Annotated in this window: 2 protein-coding genes and 4 pseudogenes; 5 read left to right on the plus strand and 1 reads right to left on the minus strand. The window is 39.1% G+C overall.

Annotated elements, in window-relative coordinates; translation table 11 throughout:
- Positions 1-300: 300 nt before the first annotated feature.
- The 5 genes and pseudogenes from ccmO to BGL89_RS01550 form a co-directional block, all read left to right on the plus strand.
- Positions 301-1,101 carry a beta-carboxysome assembly protein CcmO gene (ccmO, locus tag BGL89_RS01530; protein ID WP_002775137.1) on the plus strand — a complete coding sequence of 267 codons (801 nt, stop codon included), beginning with the start codon at positions 301-303 and terminating at the stop codon, positions 1,099-1,101.
- A 385-nt stretch (positions 1,102-1,486) separates the two neighbouring features.
- On the plus strand, positions 1,487-2,476 hold the full coding sequence (locus tag BGL89_RS01535) for a toll/interleukin-1 receptor domain-containing protein (RefSeq protein ID WP_286823973.1): 990 nt from the start codon (positions 1,487-1,489) through the stop codon (positions 2,474-2,476).
- A 352-nt stretch (positions 2,477-2,828) separates the two neighbouring features.
- Positions 2,829-3,649 (plus strand): annotated as a pseudogene (locus BGL89_RS01540) (EcoRI family type II restriction endonuclease).
- A gap of 37 nt (positions 3,650-3,686) precedes the next feature.
- Positions 3,687-4,202: pseudogene (locus BGL89_RS01545) on the plus strand (adenine-specific methyltransferase EcoRI family protein); the annotation flags it as partial.
- A gap of 149 nt (positions 4,203-4,351) precedes the next feature.
- Positions 4,352-4,780: pseudogene (locus BGL89_RS01550) on the plus strand (adenine-specific methyltransferase EcoRI family protein); the annotation flags it as partial.
- A 14-nt stretch (positions 4,781-4,794) separates the two neighbouring features.
- On the opposite strand, the pseudogene BGL89_RS01555 reads toward BGL89_RS01550, so the two are convergent.
- Positions 4,795-5,648 (minus strand): annotated as a pseudogene (locus tag BGL89_RS01555) (IS982 family transposase).
- Between the last annotated feature and the right edge of the window lie 86 nt (positions 5,649-5,734).

Here is a 5,734-nt window from a genome sequence, read left to right on the forward strand (position 1 = left end):
GGTGCGGAACCCCGCAAGGGAAAGAAGCAGAAACCTAAATCGTGAGGTTTGGGAATCACCGTCCGTTTACGGCGGTGAGGATGTCAAAGACAACTTGATCAAGCTACAATAACTAAAATTTATCTAATCCCTCAAAAATCTTCAATAGCAATTAAGGTTAACAGGATAGACTAGATAGTAACAGGATAGCTGACAATCACCCCCTTCGTACCTGTTAGGGCAAGTTTATCTTCAATGTCTAGATTAAGAGTTAATGGAAGCATTCCCCCCTCGTCCCCAACTAACCCCGGTCAAAGGACGATGAAAACCAAGCGTCACCCCAAAGATAGCGCCTTGGGTTTAGTCTCTACCCTCAGCTTTCCGGCGATCGTCGGGACGGCGGATATGATGCTAAAATCAGCAGAAGTTACCCTCGTGGGTTACGAAAAAATTGGCGGTGGTCACTGTACAGCGATCGTGCGTGGTAATATTGCCGATGTGCGGTTAGCAGTGGAAGAAGGGGCAAAAACTGCCGCACAGTTCGGACAATTGGTATCTAAATCGGTTATTCCCCGACCGATGCCCAATTTAGAGGTAATTTTCCCAATTGGTAGCCGTTTAGCCGAAATTGCCCAAAGTCAACGGGGTTTCAGCAAACTGAGCAATATGTCGATCGGTCTCTTGGAAACCCGCGGTTTTCCTGCTATGGTGGGGGCAGCCGATGCAATGTTGAAATCGGCCGATGTACAGTTAGCTTCCTACGAGACGATTGGGGATGGTTTGTGTACGGCCATTATCCGGGGTTCCGTCGCTAATGTGGCCGTGGCCATTGATGCGGGAATGCGGGAAGCGGAGAAAATCGGTGAACTGCACGCGGTGATGATTATTCCCCGTTTATTGGAGGATTTAGAACATACTCTACCGGTAGCCAGCTACTGGTTAGAAACCCCCGAACCTTTACCGATGTTGTTACCCAATACTGTCCGGGAAAAACAACGGGAATTAGTAGCTTTACCAGAATTGGAAAAAACCAAAATACCAATTCGTCGCCAAGAAATGCAGGAAAAAGTGTTAGAAGAAGTGATTCCCGTGGAAGTTATCACCGATGAGGACAGTTATTAATTTTTATTTTCAAATTTGCTCCTGTGCTGCTAAAAGTATAGGAGCAAAAGGTTGAATTAGGGTTTGCGGCAAAAAGTTTGTTGGTGGGTGTGGATTTCCAGGTAAAAAATCTTTACAGAAGCCCCCGACAATTAAACGAATCGAATAATTATAAATTTTTGTCAAGGGGTGCGGTCAGATCGAATAATCGTCGCTAGAATGAGCCTAATTGTCAGGAACTTAGTTAAACAAGGTTTTTGGCAATATACTAATCTGGCTAACACCCTTTTGGGCGTGATATAGGGAAAAGTTCTGGCGATTGCGCCTAAATGGGGTGATATACCGAAAGTTTCCGTATAATATATAGTTAGCTGTACTATCTTCGCATAGAAATATCTGTTTTCAAATGACAAAATCTTTTGAGTTTGAGATTGCTCTTTCCTTTGCTGGCGAGGATCGCGAGTATGTAGATCAGGTTGCGAATTTGCTGCGAGATTCAGGTATCAAGACTTTTTATGACCTATTTGAAGAGGCAAACCTTTGGGGAAAGAATCTTTATGACTATTTAACAGAGATTTACAAGGATAAGGCTTTTTATACAATCATGTTTATTTCGGAACACTACGCCCGAAAAATGTGGACTAACCATGAACGACAGGCAATGCAGGCGAAGGCATTCCATGAGAACCAAGAATATATACTGCCTGCACGCTTTGATGAAACACCAATTCCTGGACTCTTGCCAACAATTGGATACATCTCTCTAAAGGACAAAAAACCTCCTGACTTTGTTGGGATAATTCAAAAGAAACTCATTAACAGTGGTCGCTCAATCCCCTCGGAGTCAATACGCAGAGCTTTTTTTTCAGTAGATAAGAGTCTACGAATCAATCCGATATGTGCACAGATAGAGGTAGTTTCAACTGAAGGTTTGCCGATTGAACACGCATCTTTAATGGCAATCGCAGATAACAGTACTACAAAAAGCGCCGTGACATCTTCTGACGGCAAAGCCGTGTTCGAAATCCCTACTAGACGGTTATACCGCTTGCTAGTAGCTCACCCTCAGTATCCTGGTACCTTGATTCATTCTTGGGATTCGAGCGATGACTTAAAGGTTACTTTATTGGAATCAGAAAATACTGGTTCGGTAATTTGTCAAAGCACTTGCTACATTCCTGGACTTGAAGGGCGACTAAACCCAATTTTAGATACCATTAATCGGACTTATCTCTATGCGGACAATATTGCAATTAATGGTGGTGTTCAACAACCTGAAACATTCATTGTTGATGAGCCTTTTGAGCTTGAGGACTGTAATGGCATGGTCATGCAAGTAAGAGTATTATTCATTCAAGGAAGAACCTCATTACTTCAATACATACATCCACGCTGACACGATAGCTAAGACTCGCTTGGAGCGGACTGACAAGTGCGATCGCAATCTTGTAGAGTGCGCTCCCTAATGTGGCTCCTACTGCTCCACTAATAGATTTTTGGGGAACGCACCATGCACATTGATTGAAACTGTGGGTTAAAGTGCGATGTGGGCTAATCTGGCTAACAAGCTTTTGGGCGTGATATGGGGAAAAGTTCTGGCGATTGCGCCTAAATAGAGTGATACGCCAAAAGTTGACCCATATCGTTACTCTGGAGAGTGTTATACATAAAGTTTCCGTATAATCTTTCGTTATAGATACATTGCCTGTAGCAGAAAGTGGAAGATTTAAGTAAAGAAAAGGCATAATATGACTAAAAAGAATCAATCAAAAAGATTAACGAATCAACATAAAGAGTCTAAAGGTGTGGTTGGTATATTTGGAGATGAAGCAAAATCACACGACATAACTGTTGGAAAAATTTCACTTTTTGTAATTAAACAGCTTGAAAAGGAGTTTCCTCAATTATCTTTTCAATACAAAACGAGCATAAAAAAAGAAGAAAGAAAATTGACCCAGAACTAGGACAAACACTTTTTGTATCAAATTCAAGTATTATACCCGATGGTGGAATAATAGAAGTAAAAGATGATAACGGTAATTGGAGAATCGTTTTAGTTTCGGAAGCTAAACATCAGGGGAAAGACATTGAAAACATCAAAGCAGGAAAACTTGTAGGAGCAAAAAATGATCAAGATTTGATGGCTGCCGGTAATGCGATAGAAAGATCACATAAAAACATATCTGAAATCGCTAATTTGATGTTATCTGAATCTCATTTTCCCTATGTATTATTTTTGGAAGGCTCAAATTTTTTAACAGAAACTATTTCAATTAAAAGACCCGATGGAAGGGTTGTAACGCTTGAATACAATTCAGGAACGCTAAATAGATTAGATAGGTTAACTTCTGCAAATTATGGAATGCCCATTAATACCAATTTATGTAAAAATAAGTTTGTCAAGCATAAAGATAAAACAATTATGCTTCAAGCAACTTCTATATACACACAAGGAAATGGCGGAAAATGGGATGTCAAAAAAATGTTTGACATTATGCTTGAAATTTCTAAAACCTCTCTTAAAGTATTAGGCAGTGAGATATTTAATCAGATAACCAAAAGTAAATAACTAAAACAAAGATTTATTAAATCAAAATAGATTGAAAATGGCAAGAAATGCAACAAATGAATTATTACAAAAAGCTAAAAAATCAAAAAGTGACGAGTTTTATACACAGCTTTCAGATATAGAAAGCGAATTACAGCATTATAAAAGTCATTTTGAAAATCAAGTAGTTTATTGCAATTGCGATGATCCCCGAATTAGTAACTTTTTTAATTATTTTACCTCAAATTTCAATGAATTAGGTCTTAAAAAAATAATAACATCTTGTTATAGAGAGCAAGTAAAAAATTTATTTAATACAGAAGAAGATGAAAAAGGTTTTTTCTTTGAATATACAGGTACAGAAGGCGAAAAAAACAAACCAACGTCAACTGACCTAGTTTACTTTAATGGAGATGGTGATTTTCGTAGTTCGGAAAGCATTGAACTATTAAAGCAGTCCGATATTGTTGTTACCAATCCCCCATTTTCATTATTCAGAGAGTATGTAGCTCAATTGGTTAAATACGATAAAAAGTTTTTGATAATTGGAAATATTAATGCAATAACCTATAAAGAAATTTTGGTTCTTCGGTTTGTGTTATGCAATGGACGGGAGTTATAAGGGGTGAAACCCTTATATAGAAAGACATTGCTTCGATTTTTGCCAATAGGATTTAGCCGATTTCTGCCCCCTGATCGAACCATACCAAGTAACGAAGAACCGAAATTTTCAAACTTATTAAAGAAAACAAGGCGTGGTTAGGAATAAATATTGGTAGAGGTATTTCAGGTTTTATTGTACCTGAACACTATGAACTATATGGAACAGAAACTCGAATAGATAACTCTGGTAATAGAATAATCTCACCAAACAATTGTTTATGGCTTACTAATTTAGATAATTTTAAGCGGCACGAAGATATAGAACTTACAAAAAGATATTTTGGCAACGAAGTTCAATATCCAAAATATGACAATTATGATGGAATTAATATTAATAAAACACAAGACATACCAATAGACTATAAGGGATATATGGGAGTGCCAATAACATTTTTGCATAAATTTAATCCCGACCAATTTGAAATAATTAAATTCAGGAAAGGGAATGATGATAAAGATTTATCAGTAAATGGGAAATGTCCTTATTTTAACCCCAGTTCGGGTTAAGCAGCGGGGGGTAAAGCCCATTCCATCTTCAAGGAGGGTTTTTTCGGCTGGTGACAGTAAGCAATCAAACCACAGGGCTGCGGTGGCGGGAATGTTCAATCCCAGAGATGTTCTTGAGTTGGTCAATAATAGTCTCGACAATAGAACGCTTACGAGATAAAAGCTTGTCATAAAGGCGGATTAAGCGATTTTTCATGTTCCGCTTGGGTTTAGCAAAAAACTCAATACCAAAATCTTTGAGCAGTTCCTCCCCCAGGGATTGAGAGACATAACCTCGGTCAGCAAAAACTTTGCCAAACAAGGATTGTAGCAATTTGTTCACTGGTTTGCGGTCGTCCACATTGCCGGGGGTAAGGTGAACATTGAGCAATTCTCCTTCCTCGTTCACCACTAAATGCAGTTTAAAGCCAAAAAACCAGTCCACAGAGGTTTTTCCCCGTGCGGCTAAATTGTCAAACACCCGATGACTACTGATGCGGCGATTATGGCAGACCTGAATTTTGGTGGCATCGACAAAGCTAATCCCCGTGCAACGACCAAAACAATGCTTCAAGTAAACGCATAAGGGGATGAGGGTCGAGGGTATCCATTCGATAAAACGTTGATAGCTAGGCAGTTGAGGGAACTCTTGTCGCCAGTAGACACAAACATGATCGAGGTAGAAATGTTTAAAATTACGATAGTGGTTTTGATGGAAAGCGATCAGGATGGTCATAATTTCGCTTAAAGTCAAGATTTTGCCACGTTTACGAGCTTTATTATCGGCTGAAAGCCTTGTCTGTTCTAATTTAGGTTCAAATACACGACAGAAGTCGTCGACATGACAGAAAAGAGCTTCTAGACTAGACATAGATGGGTTGGGGGTGCTGAGTTTATATATTTTTCAGCTTACTAGCCCCCGCCTTTTCTTTCCACCCTTATCCCGAACTGACGTTA

It is taken from the genome of Microcystis sp. LSC13-02, from assembly GCA_002282935.1.
Classification (GTDB): Bacteria; Cyanobacteriota; Cyanobacteriia; order Cyanobacteriales; family Microcystaceae; genus Microcystis.